The sequence below is a fragment of the Bacillus cereus group sp. N21 genome (genome assembly GCF_016483395.1).
In the GTDB taxonomy this organism is placed as follows: Bacteria; Bacillota; Bacilli; order Bacillales; family Bacillaceae_G; genus Bacillus_A; species Bacillus_A pseudomycoides.
The window spans coordinates 1-15299 of sequence record NZ_JAEHBX010000016.1 but is presented as its reverse complement, the minus strand read 5'-3'; the positions used below and the strand labels follow the sequence as shown (position 1 = coordinate 15299).

Genomic DNA, 15299 nt, shown 5'->3' with positions numbered 1-15299 from the left:
TTTTTTTATATTACATTTTAATATTCAGAATTTCAACAACAAAATTAATGTTAAGCTAGAATGTTTCTACTATTTTTAATAAAAGCGTCAACCACTCCAAGAATTCATCTACTTTTATAAAAATATTTTACAATTATTGGTGTATCTACAAAAGTTGAGCATAATACACTCACCTTAACACCGTAAGTTTCCTAATGATGTTCTATTTTAACTACATATGAATAGAATTCACTCTATAGGAATACATAAAATATATATGTACAAGCCTACTCACTACATCCTTAGTGAAAATAGAACTCTATAACTTTTGGAGGAATACACATGCCAAAAAAGGTTCTCCTGTTTACAGATTTGGGAATTGACGATGCATTTGCCATCCTGTACACCTTTTTTCGTAAAGATATTCAAATTTTAGGGATTGTAGCCGATTATGGAAATGTATCAAGAGAGAATGCCATAAGAAATATTAACTATTTGAAGTACATTGCGGGAAAAAAAGAGATACTTGTATTCCTTGGTGCTTCTGTACCGTTAACGGGTATATTGGTTCAGTATTTTCCTGAGGTACATGGAAAAGTCGGGTTAGGACCTATCATTCCACCTAAAATTTCTTATCCAGTTTATCCCTTAAATGATATTTACCAAATTATAAATTCAAATTTAGATGATCTTACAATTATCAATTTGGGAAGACTTTCTTCGTTAGCTACGACCTTTGTTTTAAATTTAGAAACAATGCGGAATGTAAGAGAATACATTTGCATGGGTGGAGCTTTTTTTTATCCAGGAAACGTGACTGCGGTGGCTGAAGCTAACTTTTATGCGGATCCTTATGCAGCAAACTTAATTCTGCAGCATGCGAAGAACTTGACAATTATTCCGTTAAATGTAACTCAACATGCGGTTGTTACACCCGAAATGGTCCAACAAATCGATGCATTTCATCGGGAGACACAGGATATTGCAGGACTCATCATCAAGCCTATGTTAGACTACTATTATAATTTCTACTCCAAGTCGAATCCCGGTATAGGAGGAAGCCCTATGCATGATTTTGTAACAGTGTGGTATTTGCTGAATCAAGAGGCTGTTGGTCTTTCAAGAGTACCCATCAAAGTAATTCCCGATCAAGGGGAAGGATTCGGTCAAAGCATTGCAGACTTTCGTTTTGTGACTAATCCAGGTTATAAAACGCATAATGTAGCTTTTCAGTTTGATTATGAAAAATTCAAGAATGATATTATGGAAACGTTCCTAAGGAGAAGGCTGTAGCATTCTTTCGTTGAGAGATAAAACTGTTTCAAGAAATATCCACAAAAAATTGTATAAGTAACCGGTATATCCCAGGGTTCTCTTTATCGAGTAATCAAAGGAAACTTCAAGAAACACAGGGATGCCAAATCTCTGTGTTTCTACTTTGCGATCTATAACAGCAATCCTGTCTCTTTCCCATAAAGTGAAACTTTAATCAGTGGGGTTTTCTTCATCCCCCACTGATTATTAGTTGAACGAATCGGGCTTTTACGGGCAGTTTATCTCCCACCTAATTTCTTTAGAAAAGCGCAAGCGGCTCGCTCAGAATCGCAGGGCGAAACGACCGGAGATTCTAGCCGCTAGAGCTGGACAATGCTTTCGCCGAATTTTGAGGTGGGAGTATTACTGCCCACAGATAGCGGGATAAACCAGTGGTATTCATACAAACTAGATGTTTATGCTAATTTGTTTATTTGATTTATTTATTATACAAATACAGTGCGTGAAATTGCTTGCTTGAGTATTTATCCCTCTAGAATTAGGGATACCAACAACAAAATACAAATTTCACACATTAAGCAAAATAAAAAGGTAAACAAGCTGGATTTTCACACACTAAGGATGTCCAGCTTGTTTACTTTATTGCTAAGGTGACATAGGAGTTATTTGTATTTCCCTAAAAAGAGGTATCATTCAAAACTTTCTCCCATTGATCCATGACTCATGTTTTTTCCGTAAAATATTTCATCCATTTCCGTTTTTAATTTTTTTGTAATTTCCTCTTGTTCTTTTACGGATAATTTTTCTTGTGTATATCCAAATAGATAGTTGTTTAAGTCAAATTCTTTTAGTTTACATTTTGTATGAAAGATATGCTCTTGATAAACATTGACATCAATCATATCATAGAGATTTTTCACATTATTTGGAATGTAATTTTGGATAGAACTTATTTCATGGTCAATAAATAACTTGTTACCTGTTATATCTCTTGTAAATCCCCGAACGCGGTAATCAATTGTCATAATATCTGTATCAAATGAGTGGATAAGGTAATTTAAAGCCTTAAGAGGTGAGATTTCACCGCATGTAGCTACATCAATATCCGCTCTAAAAGTGCTAATACCTTCATCTGGATGATATTCAGGATACGTATGAACCGTTATATGACTTTTATCTAACTGCATAACAACTGAATCAGGAAGAGGTCCAGGTGATTCAGTGAATGATTCTGTCGGCACTTCTACCACGGGACCTTCTGATACTAATATAGTTACGCTCGCCCCTTGTGGTACATAGTCTTGTTTAGCAATATTCAGTACATGCGCACCTATAATGTCCGAGACATTTTTCAAAATCTTAGTTAATCTGTCTGCATTATATTGTTCATCTATGTATTCTATATAAGCTTCTCGTTCTTCTTTTGTTCTTGTATAGCAAATATCATACATGTTAAAACTTAATGATTTTGTGAGGTTATTAAAACCATGTAATTGAATCCTTTGTTCTGGTGTTAGGTTCATGATAAAATGCCCCATTCTTTTTTCTGATTAATACTATTTTATAAATCCTTTATGAAATATAGTTCCATTCTACAATTTTTTCATGCATCTTCTTTTTGAATTGGGATTACTTGTAATATACAAGTTATTTCTAATTCGTTGGTGATGGCTAATTATTATATTGTTGTGGCTTGTTTTAGTTTTATTAGAAAAAATACGGTAATTGAAATTTGGAATAGCAGCTATGTAAAATTTGAATGAAGAAACCATTGTGAGTAAATGTATCCAAAAAAGAAAAGATGTGTAAGCTTATCTAAGCTTACACATCTTTTCTTTTTTCTATGTTTAAAACTAATTAAATACTGCGCCGATTTTTATAATTACTCTCAATTATATTCCAAATCAAAACACTACTTTTTTAAATCTTTTTTCGTTACTTCACTTCTAATATTTACATCTTTTGAGAATTCAGTATCATTTTTTAGGTTATTTGGATATTTGCTTTTTTGTTTTCGATTATCATTCCGATTCGTCATGAATGATCCCTCCTCTTATAAACGTTCGTACCTATTTTGTACAAAAGGAACTATTTCATACTGATAATTTCATGAGTATAGTCCCGTTCAACTTACGCAATCCGATTTAACACAATGTTTTCAATATTTCTCCAAGCGATTTGGACATGCTAAAGAATGAGGTGACTGTTATGAAAAATGAAATATTAAAGTTAGTACCAGAAGCGGTAAAAAAGTTAATCCAGAAAGACGTTAAAGAAAGAAACAAGCGCATCATTGATTTAATTATCGATGATGCAACTGCATATGAATTTGAACCAGACCAAGTAGTTCCTTGTATCATGGCAGCTTATTATGCTTACGAGTCCACCCCTTATCCTAGTGAAATGGAAGATGAATGGATGAAGATCTTAGTTTTTCACACAGCTACTCGTTCAGCGATGAAACTTTTATCTTACGGTAAATTTAAAGCAAAACGATCAGAGAGTGGATGGATGAAGTATACAGGTCATTGAATGATCCCATTTTGAAGTGAGAGGTTCCTATTAACTAACATATTCGCTGGAATCTCTTATTTCGCAATGGAATTTTCACAGAACATATGACTGTTTCGTGCTCAATAGGCGTCGTACATTTCGTTCGAAAAAATTTTTACGAAAAGTTACACATGCTATATATCTTCTAACTAGCCCTAATATTTTTTGTTTTCCAATTAAATACAGTGCGTGAAATTAATGTTTGTATGCATGAAAAAGAACCCATCATTTACGAATAGGTTCTTTTTCTAGTAACTTGTATGATTAATGTGTATGGTTATATTTCGATAACAATGGAATTCGTTTTGCAATGGATGCATAAATTACAAATACCATTTGTGTTAATGGTTCTAATTTTCGCGTACTTTGCATTACTATGCCGCAAGTTATAAATGACAGGAATGCTCCACCAATTATATCTGCTGGATAATGGACACCAACGTAAATACGTGAAACTCCAACTAGTACGGCCCAAATTAATGCAATATATTTTAATCTTTCCCCTCTCAATAGCATCGTAAATGCTATTGAAAATACAAGTACAGAATGATCACTTACAAATGATGAATCTACTGCATGTGGCACTAATTGATGAACATGATAAGTTACAAAAGGTCGCGCATGATAATATACTGCATGAATGAAAACATTTAACAGCAATGAAACTCCGACTGTAAGAACAGTATATACAACAGTATATTGTTTTTGAATCGCCATTTCTTTTTTAGTATTACTAAACCATAAAATAAGCATAAAAAGAATCGCCATGTAAGGCGCGCTATTCGTAATCATAATCATGATCTTATCTGAAATGATTGAGGTTCCCGCTAAATTATTAATCCATTGAAATACTGTGTAGTTCATATCTACCCTCTCCTTATTTTCATTACATTCGTACTTTAAGAAAGTACAAGTTCTATTGGTTTACACAGTATACAACAGTAATATGAAAATACTTTGAAACTTTTCTCATCTATTTCTCATTTTCATGTAAAACATAAGGAAACGAAATTGTAACTGATGTACCTTCTTTCTCCTTACTTTCTAATATAATGTTTCCATGATATTTTTCTACAAGCCGTCTTGCGATGGAAAGCCCCAGGCCATTTCCACCCTGTTTACGACTCCTTGCTTTATCCACCCTATAAAAACGATTAAGTACATATGGTAAATCTGATTCGGGTATTCCGACGCCATGATCTATAATACGTATAGTAATATTTTCTCTTTGCATGTTTGTTTGAATACAAATGTATTTATCATTTGCTTTGGTATATTTAATTGCGTTATCTAGTATGATAATCATTATTTGCTCTAAATAAGGTGTTGGTATAGCCACGTAAGCCTCTTCGGTATATAATTGTATATCGAATTCGAATTCAGTTTGAAGAACTTCAAAGTTTTGGATTACTTGTTTTAATACAGTATTTACATGTACAGGCTCGACTGCTAATGAGGGCATTTGCTCTGATTCTGCTCTGGATAACTCTAATAATTCTGAGACTAATTTATTCAATCTATCCACTTCTTTTAAACTAGATTGAAGTGACTTTTGTAGAATAACAGGATCATCCTTTCCCCAACGGTTTAACATGGATAAATGGCCTTGAATAATTGTAAGGGGTGTTCGAAGTTCATGTGATGCATCTTCAACAAACTGTTTTTGTTGTAAAAAAGACTTTTCTACATCATCCATTAATTCATTAAATAGAATGCCTAGCTTTGCAAGTTCATCATTATTTTCCCGTACAGGAACTCTTTCTTTTAACCCGTTTGTTTTAATTCGATTCATCGTATCAGTTATATTCTGAACACTTAATAAAAGTTGTTTAGCAATAATTGTTCCACCTAAAAAACTAAGTATAAGTCCACCGATACCAGCTGCAACCATTACAACGAAAATGATTTTCAACAAATGATCGAAAGCTTCTAAATTTTTCCCAACCTCAATTGTTCCCATAAATGTTGCTGTTTGAATCGGCATACGTTCAATTAATATTCTATCTTCTAAATGCCTCTTTATATAAGCTTCAGGTTGGGTAACCGATTTAGGAGGCGCCCACCTCGGATTAAAATCACGAGAAATCGAGACAATTGGTTGTCCATCTTTATCTAAAATTCGAATAATCTGATGTTTATCATTCATATTATTAAGAAAGTCTTTACTGTTTTCAATCGTTTGGTTAGAAAGTGTTTCTTTTTTATCAGTAAAATATGCTGCTATTTCTTTCACTTGCCTGTTCATTTGTTTCTTTTCATAGTCTACTGTCCATTGATTAATCACAATAAACTGTAAAACATTATATAAAGCGAACAAGATAAATAATAACGTAGTTGACCAAAGAGTTAGTTTCCATTTTATCGGAAGGTTTCGAATGCGCTGTGCAAAATTTTTGATCATCTCATCACATATCCAGCCCCTCTAACAGTCTGGATATACTCCTCCTTATCTACACCATGTAATTTGTTTCGTAAATAGCGAACATATACATCAACAATATTTGTTTCTACAATCGCATCGTAACCCCACACTTGCTCTAAAAGTATATTTCGTGTAAGTACGCGGTTAATATTCTTCATAAACATGAGTAATAACTCAAATTCTTTGTTCGTTAATTCAATGATTTCATCATTTTTTCTTAGCGTTCTTGATTCTACATGTAACTGTAAATCTTTAAAAGCAAGCAAAAGTGTTGGCTTACTTTCTTCTTTTTGTTGGCGTCTAAATATAACACGTATTCGTGCAAGGAGTTCTTCAATTGCAAATGGCTTCGGTAAGTAATCATCAGCGCCGCTATCTAATCCTGTAACACGATCCATAATACTATCACGCGCTGTTAACATAATGATGGGAGTATTCTTCGTCGTACGCAGTCTACGACATACTTCAATCCCATTGAGTCCTGGTAACATCAAATCAAGAAGTATAATATCATAGTTCTTCTCTATGGCTGCTTCCAATCCTTTTCGCCCATCGTATTGTACCTCTACTGCATATCCTTCATATTTTAATTCTAACTCTAAAAATTCAGCTAAACTTTCTTCATCTTCAATTATTAATATATGATGCAACCCTAATTCCTCCTATATTATTAAATGAATGATCAATCCTAATCCAAATAGAATCGCAATCATTTGATGTATGTTTCGATATAATACCGATTTTTTTCTGTCTTTAACCTTATTCAAAAGAATTCCAACAACTCCTAGCAATACTAAGCTACCAAAAGCAAATATGCCGCTGTAAATCTGTATCATATGGTGATTTTCCCTTATAAAAAAATAAACTCCATGTGTTGTTGCAACAGCTAATACAGCATAACCGATAAACATATGATATTTCTTTGCTAACATATATAATTCTTTCATATACTTGAATCCGGGTATTTTATTTTTGTGTAAAAACAGCCAAATATGACGTAAAAACCAAAGTGATGCAGCTGCAATCGCACCATATTCACCAAGAGAACCAAGATTTTTATTTACGCTTTTTAATCCTATTTGATCTCCTAGCATAAAGTTTACGATAAACATTGTAACACTAAATGCAATCACACAAGCTCCTGCGATCTTTATAAACAAATTAAAAATTTGACTTCCGAACGTTTTCTTCATTTTGCATCCCTCTTTCAATTTCAAAACATCACTACATTCCAAATTGTAGCAATCAAAAAAGAAAAAAGAATGAAAGAAAGATTAGAATAAGATGAGAAATACTTTATGTGAACTAAAAAACAAATTTCCCACCGTAATTTTTATATGTATAGATTTTCTTTCGCCAGTGTAATGATCCTTTGAATAAAAGGTTCTTTTGCATTAGTATACGCCACTCGATTAAATGGATACTTCATAGCAAGCTCGTATTTTAATTGTTTGTATTCCACACGTGCCCATTCATGATTTTTCATAAAATCACGAAATAGTAAATTGTTTTTCCAATCTTGACCACCGTGCGTATAGACGTGTAAATGATGTGTACCTGCTCTCCATTTCCCTTTTCTAAAAAAACGCCTCTGCGGAAAATGTTTATGAAATACATATCCATATCCTATTGTTTGCAATGGTTCTATCCAATGATCAACTAATTTTAAATCTTTAACACCTATCATCATATCAATAAGAGGTTTAGCATCTAACCCTTCTACTGACGTACTTCCGATATGTTCAATCGCTAAGATGTCCTTTTTTAGCAATGTGATAAATTTCTCTTTCTCCTTCACAAATTCCGTATGCCAATTTAAATTATACGGTTCAATGATTATTTCTTTATCCATCTTTTACTCCTTTCATAATAATTACATAGCTTTAAAAGTAATTCTTTTTAACTAATCAAAACAGGATTTTTATTACTCTCCTCGAATTTATTAATATTTAATCTCATTATATAAAATAAGAGGTGTAAAATGAACGAAATTCCAGTCACACTTAGCTTTGATGATGTAACTTTTAAATTAAAAGAATATCAAGATTTTGAATGGCTTGTGAAGCTTGGTAGAGTGTTTACTGTATTTGATCAACAAGATTCTGGCAATATATGCTTTGGTATTGAAATAGATGGTCAGAAAAGATTTGTTAAATATGCTGGTGCAAAAACAATGGAGTATTCGGGAAATCCAGATGCCGCTGTTACTAGATTAAAAGAAGCTATTTTTCTTTATGAAGAATTAAAACACGATCATCTAATCGAATTAATTGATCATTATGAAGTAGAAAACGGTTATGTGGCAATCTTTAATTGGTTTACCGGAGAATGCCTTCATTCCCATTGGTCATTTCCACCACTAGCGAAATATAGTAATCCTAGTTCTCCGTTCTATCGCTATAAACAATTATCAATTGAAGAACGTCTTATTTCACTAGATCATATTTTTTCTTTCCATGTTCATGTTGAAAGAAAAAATTATGTAGCAATAGATTTTTATGATGGAAGCATTTTGTATGACTTTGAAACAAAGACAACAAAGATTTGTGATATCGATTTCTATCAGAAGAAACCTTATATCAATACAATGGGAAGACTTTGGGGATCATCACGATTTATGTCACCTGAGGAATTCGAACTTGATGCAGTGATTGATGAGAAAACAAATGTATTTAATATGGGAGCAATCGCTTTTGCGTTCTTAGGAGGGGAACTCGATCGTTCTTTCACTAAATCGGAAGCAGGGAAAGAATTGTATGACGTAGCAGCTCGTACGATAGAAAAAAATAGAAATCAACGTTATGCATCAGTTGAAGAATTTCACTTAGCATGGGAATTTGCTCGAAACAAATAACAATTCAAAAGTAATCACAGTCCTCATTCCAATAATTAAAACATGAAGAAGTTGTATTTTTCCGGTATAATACTTATAGTACTGAAAACTACAATAATGAGGCATGCTAGATGAATTTTGTATACATTAACCAAAACGTATTAAATAATCTGCTTTACATTTTAAGCAGCATCTTTGTTTTTTATTTTATATATAATAATGAAATATTTTTTAAAAACTATAAAAAGATTCTTATCATTATATGCACTAGTATACCATTGATTTTATGTATGAAATTCCCTATATACATAGACGAAAACTGCGTTCACGACTTAAGACAGATCCCTTTTTTAATAGGTACACTTTATGGTGGTTTACCAGTTGGGATCGCTTTATTATCTATCATGTTATTGATTCGGTTTGTTTTTTATGGTGTTAACTTTTTAACAGTTATTGTTTATATTACCATGCTTATTTTCACTGCCTATTCTTCTTCTAAATTTAATCAATTAAACAGAAGAAAGAAGCTTATCATGTCAATGACTTTACCTTTTTTCCTTGCTTTACTTACAACCTTTATCGCTGTTGTTCTGTCAGATTTCCCAATTACAAATTCATATATCACTTATTTTATTCTACTCCCTCCAATTGTCATGTTATTTGTTGTATATATAAATGAGGTTTTAAGAGATGCCGTTATTATGAGGTCTAAATTAGTAAAGATGGAGAAGATGGAGATTGTGAGTCAACTTGCTGCGAGTATTTCACATGAAGTAAGAAATCCTCTTACCGTAGTAAAAGATTTTACTCAACTCCTTAAAACTCCAGATTTACCACAAGAATCGCGAGAACAATATATTGAACATATTCTTGGAGAGCTAAACCGCGCTCAGGTTATCATTGATGACTACTTAACATTTGCTAAGCCAGCATCACAAAAAGTTGATAACATTGTAATAGATCAAGAATTAAAAAGAATAATAAGTATGATGATGCCATTATGTAATATGAATTCTATAAATGTTTCTGAGAATTTAGTAACAGGTTCCATCACTGGGAATACACAACATTTTCAGCAATGCTTTTTAAACTTAATAAAGAACAGTATTGAAGCGATGCCAAATGGCGGAAAACTAAGTATCAAATCATCTGCTTGTGAAAACAAAATTACTATTGTCATTAAAGATAGTGGAATTGGGATGACACAAGAGCAAATCAATCGATTTGGTGAACCTTATTTTAGTACAAAAACAAGAGGAACAGGTTTAGGTACGATGGTTGCAGTAAAAATCATTGAAACGATGAATGGTACTTTAGATATAAATAGTATTGTTAATAAAGGAACCACTTTAACGATCACATTTCCACAAAATAATGAGATTGCTAAAAAACACTAACATTTTGATTTAAAAGGAGCTTCCTATGCTCCTTTTTGTTTTTCACTACATAAATTGAAATTTTAATCAATGTTTTTTCTCCATCCCCCACTGATTATTAGCCTTCACTAATCAGGTATTTACTAACATTTCATCTCCCGCCTAACTTCATTGTTTTCGATGATTTTTAAAGCGGGAATATTACTACTAGTTAATACAAAATAAGATATGCTTTTCATAAACCTTGGCTTAAATTATTTATATATGAACCCTCCTATAAAAGGTCCTGGCTATAGCTAACTTGAAGGTATTCCTTCTTTACTCCATTTTTTATTACCTAACATAGTTGTACCACTTCTCGTATATTTACTCATTAGGTTTTACATTCGCAAGACTCCATCCGCATCAATCACCGGTACGCAAAAATAATTCGAAATATTTAGGAGGGATAACTTGAGCGCTCACTACTCTTTTCACATATTAATTATCAAACGAAGCCTGATAGCTCCTTTCCCGTTAAATATTTAGCACAATAAACGCATATAACTTCAAAATAAATATACTTTTTATGGGTAAAGAAAAAGTCTCATCTCAGTATGAATAAAAGCAAACTGCTGAATCATTTCATTTAGGCATCTCGCTGCTTTTGTAGGAATTTGATGCTTTACGTTATCAATGAATTTTAATTCATTACATGGCAATTTTTCATGTAGTAATTTGGCATGACTATAAAATACTTTATCTTTCTTACCATACACCAACAAAACCGGAAGCTGAATATTTCTAAGCTGATTAGTACAATCATAATGCAAACTATAACAATAATACTGCCAGATATTTTTGCCATTCCCTTTTCGTGCCTCTTTAAACATCTTTCTGAACAATTTATGTGTATTTGAGTTGCTCCATGAAATAGACCATGCTAAAAATGAAACTGCCCCCGCTTTCGCAAGTTTCACGCCAAGTGAAATCTTATTCTTTAGATATCCATCCCTCACTTCTGACATTCCCCCGATTAGAATACCTCCTAACGCTCTTTCAGCAAAGGCCAATAAAAATTCTAATGCGACAGAGCTTCCAGTCGAATATCCACATACAAATGCTTTCTTAATCTCTAAATGATCCAACAAACATCTAATGTCTTCAGCAATCAGTGGATAGGTTATCGGTTGTTTTGAATACTGACTCCTTCCGTGTCCTCTAATATCAAAAGCAATCACCTTAAAATTTTGGGATAATCCCTCTATTTGATACTCAAAATTCACACATGTAAGTACAGGAGGATGAATAAAAACAATAGGAACCCCTTTTCCCTTAACGATATAGTACAGACTACTACCATCTACATCCAACATTGGCATGTATGTAATCACCTCAACAATCTAAAATTATTCCCAACTCTTTTTCAAAAAAACAGTAGCTCTAAAAAATGATGCATACTAAAAATTGATTTTAGTACATGAGTATTTTCCTTTTGTTATTAATTTCTTTATAATTTGTTAGCTATAAGCTGTCGATATTATTCTGTTATACGTTCCTGATAACGTTGAAGCTGATTTTCGTTTAAAAAAATGAATTTAGTCGCTCCTCAAGTTTTTCTTTTAATCTTTTCATTTATTTAGACAGAAAAACAGATGGTCTTTTTTGAATGTTATGCTATAAAATAACCTCTTACAGTACACTTGACGATGTGTCTTTTCACTCATTTCTGTTATTATGTGGCACTTCTTTTTTTCTATTCTGGCAACTATTTAGAATAAATTACAATGGATTTTCCTTATGAATCACACATAAAATTACAATAATTCTTTTTAATCCCATTTTTCAATATACTGCATCTCATTGATTAAATAAACATTATGTAAATGAATTTAAAATCCTTATTTATCTGTACATGTTTCCCTTTGTAATGAGTAAACTTAGGGTTTTTAGGAAAAAAGAATCCAGAAATGTTAGCATAAATTCCGATAAAATATTGCAACATAAATCATGTGAAATTGAACTTAGTGTTTCTTTTTCCTAATTATCTTTACAGGGGGTAAAAAATGAATACTCTTAACTTCTTGATGTCACTATTCAATTCTGGAAGAAGAACTCAGCAAATGTTTAAATTATTTAGAAATAGACGGAATAACAATAGAAGCTGGATTTGGTTTTCTTTACTAGGATTAGGAACAGTTTTTAGTGTAGTAGCAACACGTAATTCAAATATGATGAAACCTATTCAACGTTTGTTCCAAGGTGTTCAAAATACAACAAAAACATTTATTCCATCCAAAGTAAATTTGGCAAATATAGAATTTTCCGATGAAATTACGCCTAACAGTCAAAAGAGACTAGGTAATCAAAACCAATAACTATCGTGAATAATAAAAACTCGTCTTTTAGTCACAAGTATTTACAATATTAAAAAATCATGTAAATTAAACGAATTTTCCGGAAATCAACCTTATTATTTCGGTGAAATTTCAACATAAAAAAAGGAGCATAGCAGCTCCTTTTTTTATGTTGAATCTCGTATTGATACTAAAAAAGTATCTTTAATGGTTTTTCTGATTACATGATTCTGTGACGAATGATTAAAAAGTTATATGTTTTTAATACCCTCAGCCCCAGCAGCTGCATCCAACAATAATTAATAAAATAAATAACACAACTAATAAAGCAAAACTTCCACCAAAACCACAAGAACCACCGAAACTCATATTCTCTCCTCCTTTTAGTATAAAACTAATGGATAATGAAATTGATCGTTTATTAACAGGTTCGTATTATACAGTATGTTTCTATGTCATTTTTGAGCATGTCTTGGATAAATTTAAAAAGACATTCCCCTGAGTTCCTAAATTTTATCCCAATAACATCCAGAAAACTTACAATGGATACCAAAACCCTTTGAAAATATTGAACTTTAGGTAAATGGCCAGTACTAAAATTATAATACCGATAACGAGCCCTAGATAATCCTCTTGTTTTGCTTTTGTTGTAAAATACCATGTTCGCTTCTCTTTTTTTCCGAATCCTCGTAAGTCCATTGCATTTGAAACCGTATCAATTCGCTCTAAAGAATGAATAACAAGTGGCCAAAAGATGATTACCCGATTTTTAATACGTTCCCAAAAATTCGTCTCTCCTCTTTCAAATGGTACACCTCTTGCTTCTTGAGCGTGCTTAATCAATTTGTATTCCGCTTGTATATTCGGTATGTAACGAAGCGCAATGTTTATTGCATAGGCAATCTTATATGGTAAGCCAATTTCATGCAGGCTGCTAGCGAACTCACTTGGATGTGTCGTGTATATGAAAATAAGTGTAAATGGTAATAACGTAAAATACTTTAATGAGAGCGTAAGAGCATAAAATAGTGTTTCAAATGTAATCGTAGCATATCCAATATGCAAGAATGCTGTACTTGTACCAGTTAACTCAGATCCATGAGTTGGTGTAATCAATAAAATCATCATTGAATTTAGCATACTAAATGTGAAAATAACACTAAATATAATTACAATTTTTTTTATAGGGATTTTAGCGATCACTAATCCTAAACAACCAATGAAAAACAAGCATAATAAAATACGAAAATCAAAAAATATAAACGTAAGAGTCATCCAAATTATAAATAACAACAATTTAATTGCGCCGTCCATACGATGAAAATATGTATGATTATCTATATAAAATAAATCTGATTTATTCATAATCCCCTCTCCTTTTTGCCTCCATATACATTTGTACAAAAACGTCTGGAAAAGGGACTTTACTCAAATTCGCTAAAGTTGTTAGCGAACTCTCCTGTAAATTAGCTTGTTGTAATACTTCGCTATTTGCTAATACGCTTGGAACAGTATCATTAGCAAGTATTTTCCCTTTATGAAGGACAACTGCACGGTCTGCATATTCTAAAGCTAGATTCATATCATGTGTAATAAAGATGAATGATATTCCTTGTGCCGCTAGTAGGCTTATACAAGACATAAATTGTTTATAATGAAAATAATCTTGTCCTGCTGTTGGCTCGTCTAATATGATAAGCTTCGGATTCCTTGTTAAAACCGATGCAATGGTAAGCCTCTTTTTTTGTCCGTAACTTAACGCTTGAATAGGCCAATTTCGGAATGGATATAATCCACAAATTCGCAATGCATCTTCCACGCGTTTATTTATTTCTGCGCTAGAAGTCTTCTTTAATTTTAATGAAAAAGTAACTTCATCCCAAACAGTAGATTGTGTAATCATGTGATTAGGATTTTGCATGACATAGGAGATCACTTCTCCACGCTTTCGAATAGACCATGAACTTATATTTTCATTATCAAGTACAATTCCCCCTTCCTTCGCTTTGTTCATTCCCGTTAATGTATGTGCAAATGTAGACTTACCTGCACCATTATGGCCTAATAATGCTACAATTTCTCCCTTTTGTATAGAGAGTGTTATATCCCTTAATGTAAAATCTTTTTGCGAATATGAAAATGATATATTTTCTATTTCACATAAGATTTCTTTTTTTTGTTGTTCTTTAAACATGGTAGAATTTAACATCCATTGCTTAATCGCTTTATTCACATTTTCATGATCTAAACTTTCAATTGGATATAATTCTTCATCTAAAATATTCATTCTTATATTTTTTAATGCTTCAATATATACAGGTTCTCTTAACCCTATTTTTTGTAGCATGTTTGTTTGTAAAATTCTTTTTGGTGAATCAACCGCTACAATTTTTCCTTCTTCTATTAATATGATTTTATCAAGGTCTTATTTTAATATTTCTTCTATTCTAGGGGTACGGAAACGATTCTGGGTATGAGGGGCCACTCTGGAATTTAATTACAAATAAAAAAGAACTTTATTCAAG

15 protein-coding genes and 1 pseudogene are annotated in these 15299 nt (G+C 32.2%); 5 read left to right on the top strand and 11 right to left on the bottom strand.

Features of this window, described 5'->3' with window-relative positions; all coding sequences use genetic code 11:
• Window positions 1-321 precede the first annotated feature (321 nt).
• Window positions 322-1272, top strand: a complete 951-nt coding sequence (locus JDS96_RS11445) for a nucleoside hydrolase (protein ID WP_199666829.1) — start codon at window positions 322-324, stop codon at window positions 1270-1272.
• Window positions 1273-1943: 671 nt separating this feature from the next.
• Here the strand turns inward: JDS96_RS11445 and speD are convergent.
• Together speD and JDS96_RS32795 are read right to left on the bottom strand one after the other, a co-directional pair.
• Window positions 1944-2777 (bottom strand): adenosylmethionine decarboxylase, encoded by an 834-nt coding sequence (gene speD, locus JDS96_RS11440; RefSeq protein ID WP_033797625.1) that lies wholly within the window; start codon window positions 2775-2777, stop codon window positions 1944-1946.
• Window positions 2778-3166: 389 nt separating this feature from the next.
• The gene (locus tag JDS96_RS32795; RefSeq protein WP_006094941.1) at window positions 3167-3292 is read right to left on the bottom strand and encodes a hypothetical protein; all 126 of its coding nucleotides are present in this window, start codon (window positions 3290-3292) and stop codon (window positions 3167-3169) included.
• Between the two features lie 170 nt (window positions 3293-3462).
• Between JDS96_RS32795 and JDS96_RS11435 the strand changes: the two genes are divergently transcribed.
• Window positions 3463-3786 (top strand): hypothetical protein, encoded by a 324-nt coding sequence (locus tag JDS96_RS11435; protein WP_018765975.1) that lies wholly within the window; start codon window positions 3463-3465, stop codon window positions 3784-3786.
• Window positions 3787-4071: 285 nt separating this feature from the next.
• Here JDS96_RS11435 and JDS96_RS11430 read toward each other — a convergent pair whose 3' ends face one another.
• The 5 genes from JDS96_RS11430 to JDS96_RS11410 form a co-directional block, all read right to left on the bottom strand.
• The gene (locus JDS96_RS11430; protein ID WP_018765976.1) at window positions 4072-4671 is read right to left on the bottom strand and encodes an undecaprenyl-diphosphatase; all 600 of its coding nucleotides are present in this window, start codon (window positions 4669-4671) and stop codon (window positions 4072-4074) included.
• A gap of 109 nt (window positions 4672-4780) precedes the next feature.
• The gene (locus JDS96_RS11425) at window positions 4781-6208 is read right to left on the bottom strand and encodes a HAMP domain-containing sensor histidine kinase (protein WP_199666828.1); all 1428 of its coding nucleotides are present in this window, start codon (window positions 6206-6208) and stop codon (window positions 4781-4783) included.
• Complete coding sequence (locus JDS96_RS11420; RefSeq protein WP_199666827.1) at window positions 6205-6879, bottom strand: response regulator transcription factor; 675 nt, start codon at window positions 6877-6879, stop codon at window positions 6205-6207. The genes JDS96_RS11425 and JDS96_RS11420 overlap by 4 nt, the downstream gene beginning before the upstream one ends.
• A 12-nt stretch (window positions 6880-6891) precedes the next feature.
• The gene (locus JDS96_RS11415) at window positions 6892-7422 is read right to left on the bottom strand and encodes a hypothetical protein (protein WP_199666826.1); all 531 of its coding nucleotides are present in this window, start codon (window positions 7420-7422) and stop codon (window positions 6892-6894) included.
• A gap of 140 nt (window positions 7423-7562) precedes the next feature.
• Window positions 7563-8081 carry a GrpB family protein gene (locus JDS96_RS11410; RefSeq protein ID WP_199666825.1) on the bottom strand — a complete coding sequence of 173 codons (519 nt, stop codon included), beginning with the start codon at window positions 8079-8081 and terminating at the stop codon, window positions 7563-7565.
• 129 nt (window positions 8082-8210) lie between these two features.
• Between JDS96_RS11410 and JDS96_RS11405 the strand changes: the two genes are divergently transcribed.
• Window positions 8211-9083, top strand: coding sequence for a serine/threonine protein kinase (locus tag JDS96_RS11405; RefSeq protein WP_199666824.1), 873 nt, complete (start codon window positions 8211-8213; stop codon window positions 9081-9083).
• Window positions 9084-9193: 110 nt separating this feature from the next.
• Window positions 9194-10459 carry a sensor histidine kinase gene (locus JDS96_RS11400; protein ID WP_199666823.1) on the top strand — a complete coding sequence of 422 codons (1266 nt, stop codon included), beginning with the start codon at window positions 9194-9196 and terminating at the stop codon, window positions 10457-10459.
• A 545-nt stretch (window positions 10460-11004) separates the two neighbouring features.
• Here JDS96_RS11400 and JDS96_RS11395 read toward each other — a convergent pair.
• On the bottom strand, window positions 11005-11799 hold the full coding sequence (locus JDS96_RS11395; protein WP_199666818.1) for an alpha/beta fold hydrolase: 795 nt from the start codon (window positions 11797-11799) through the stop codon (window positions 11005-11007).
• Window positions 11800-12483: 684 nt separating this feature from the next.
• Here JDS96_RS11395 and JDS96_RS11390 point away from each other — a divergent pair.
• Window positions 12484-12795, top strand: a complete 312-nt coding sequence (locus tag JDS96_RS11390) for a hypothetical protein (RefSeq protein WP_040119585.1) — start codon at window positions 12484-12486, stop codon at window positions 12793-12795.
• A gap of 249 nt (window positions 12796-13044) precedes the next feature.
• Here the strand turns inward: JDS96_RS11390 and JDS96_RS11385 are convergent, their stop codons facing one another.
• The 3 genes and pseudogenes from JDS96_RS11385 to JDS96_RS11375 form a co-directional block, all read right to left on the bottom strand.
• On the bottom strand, window positions 13045-13143 hold the full coding sequence (locus JDS96_RS11385; protein WP_018765986.1) for a YjcZ family sporulation protein: 99 nt from the start codon (window positions 13141-13143) through the stop codon (window positions 13045-13047).
• Window positions 13144-13311: 168 nt separating this feature from the next.
• Window positions 13312-14139 (bottom strand): energy-coupling factor transporter transmembrane component T family protein, encoded by an 828-nt coding sequence (locus JDS96_RS11380; protein WP_199666817.1) that lies wholly within the window; start codon window positions 14137-14139, stop codon window positions 13312-13314.
• Window positions 14132-15223: pseudogene (locus JDS96_RS11375) on the bottom strand (ATP-binding cassette domain-containing protein); the annotation flags it as partial. The pseudogene JDS96_RS11375 and the gene JDS96_RS11380, both read right to left, overlap by 8 nt.
• Window positions 15224-15299 lie beyond the last annotated feature (76 nt).

Bases quoted from the DNA above. Each gene is read 5' to 3' on its own strand.
- JDS96_RS11425 (WP_199666828.1), bottom strand. From the start codon at position 6,208: ATGATCAAAAATTTTGCACAGCGCATTCGAAACCTTCCGATAAAATGG.
- JDS96_RS32795 (WP_006094941.1), bottom strand. From the start codon at position 3,292: ATGACGAATCGGAATGATAATCGAAAACAAAAAAGCAAATATCCAAAT.
- JDS96_RS11410 (WP_199666825.1), bottom strand. From the start codon at position 8,081: ATGGATAAAGAAATAATCATTGAACCGTATAATTTAAATTGGCATACG.
- JDS96_RS11435 (WP_018765975.1), top strand. From the start codon at position 3,463: ATGAAAAATGAAATATTAAAGTTAGTACCAGAAGCGGTAAAAAAGTTA.
- JDS96_RS11385 (WP_018765986.1), bottom strand. From the start codon at position 13,143: ATGAGTTTCGGTGGTTCTTGTGGTTTTGGTGGAAGTTTTGCTTTATTA.
- JDS96_RS11400 (WP_199666823.1), top strand. From the start codon at position 9,194: ATGAATTTTGTATACATTAACCAAAACGTATTAAATAATCTGCTTTAC.
- JDS96_RS11415 (WP_199666826.1), bottom strand. From the start codon at position 7,422: ATGAAGAAAACGTTCGGAAGTCAAATTTTTAATTTGTTTATAAAGATC.
- JDS96_RS11390 (WP_040119585.1), top strand. From the start codon at position 12,484: ATGAATACTCTTAACTTCTTGATGTCACTATTCAATTCTGGAAGAAGA.
- JDS96_RS11395 (WP_199666818.1), bottom strand. From the start codon at position 11,799: ATGCCAATGTTGGATGTAGATGGTAGTAGTCTGTACTATATCGTTAAG.
- JDS96_RS11405 (WP_199666824.1), top strand. From the start codon at position 8,211: ATGAACGAAATTCCAGTCACACTTAGCTTTGATGATGTAACTTTTAAA.
- JDS96_RS11445 (WP_199666829.1), top strand. From the start codon at position 322: ATGCCAAAAAAGGTTCTCCTGTTTACAGATTTGGGAATTGACGATGCA.
- JDS96_RS11430 (WP_018765976.1), bottom strand. From the start codon at position 4,671: ATGAACTACACAGTATTTCAATGGATTAATAATTTAGCGGGAACCTCA.
- speD (WP_033797625.1), bottom strand. From the start codon at position 2,777: ATGAACCTAACACCAGAACAAAGGATTCAATTACATGGTTTTAATAAC.
- JDS96_RS11380 (WP_199666817.1), bottom strand. From the start codon at position 14,139: ATGAATAAATCAGATTTATTTTATATAGATAATCATACATATTTTCAT.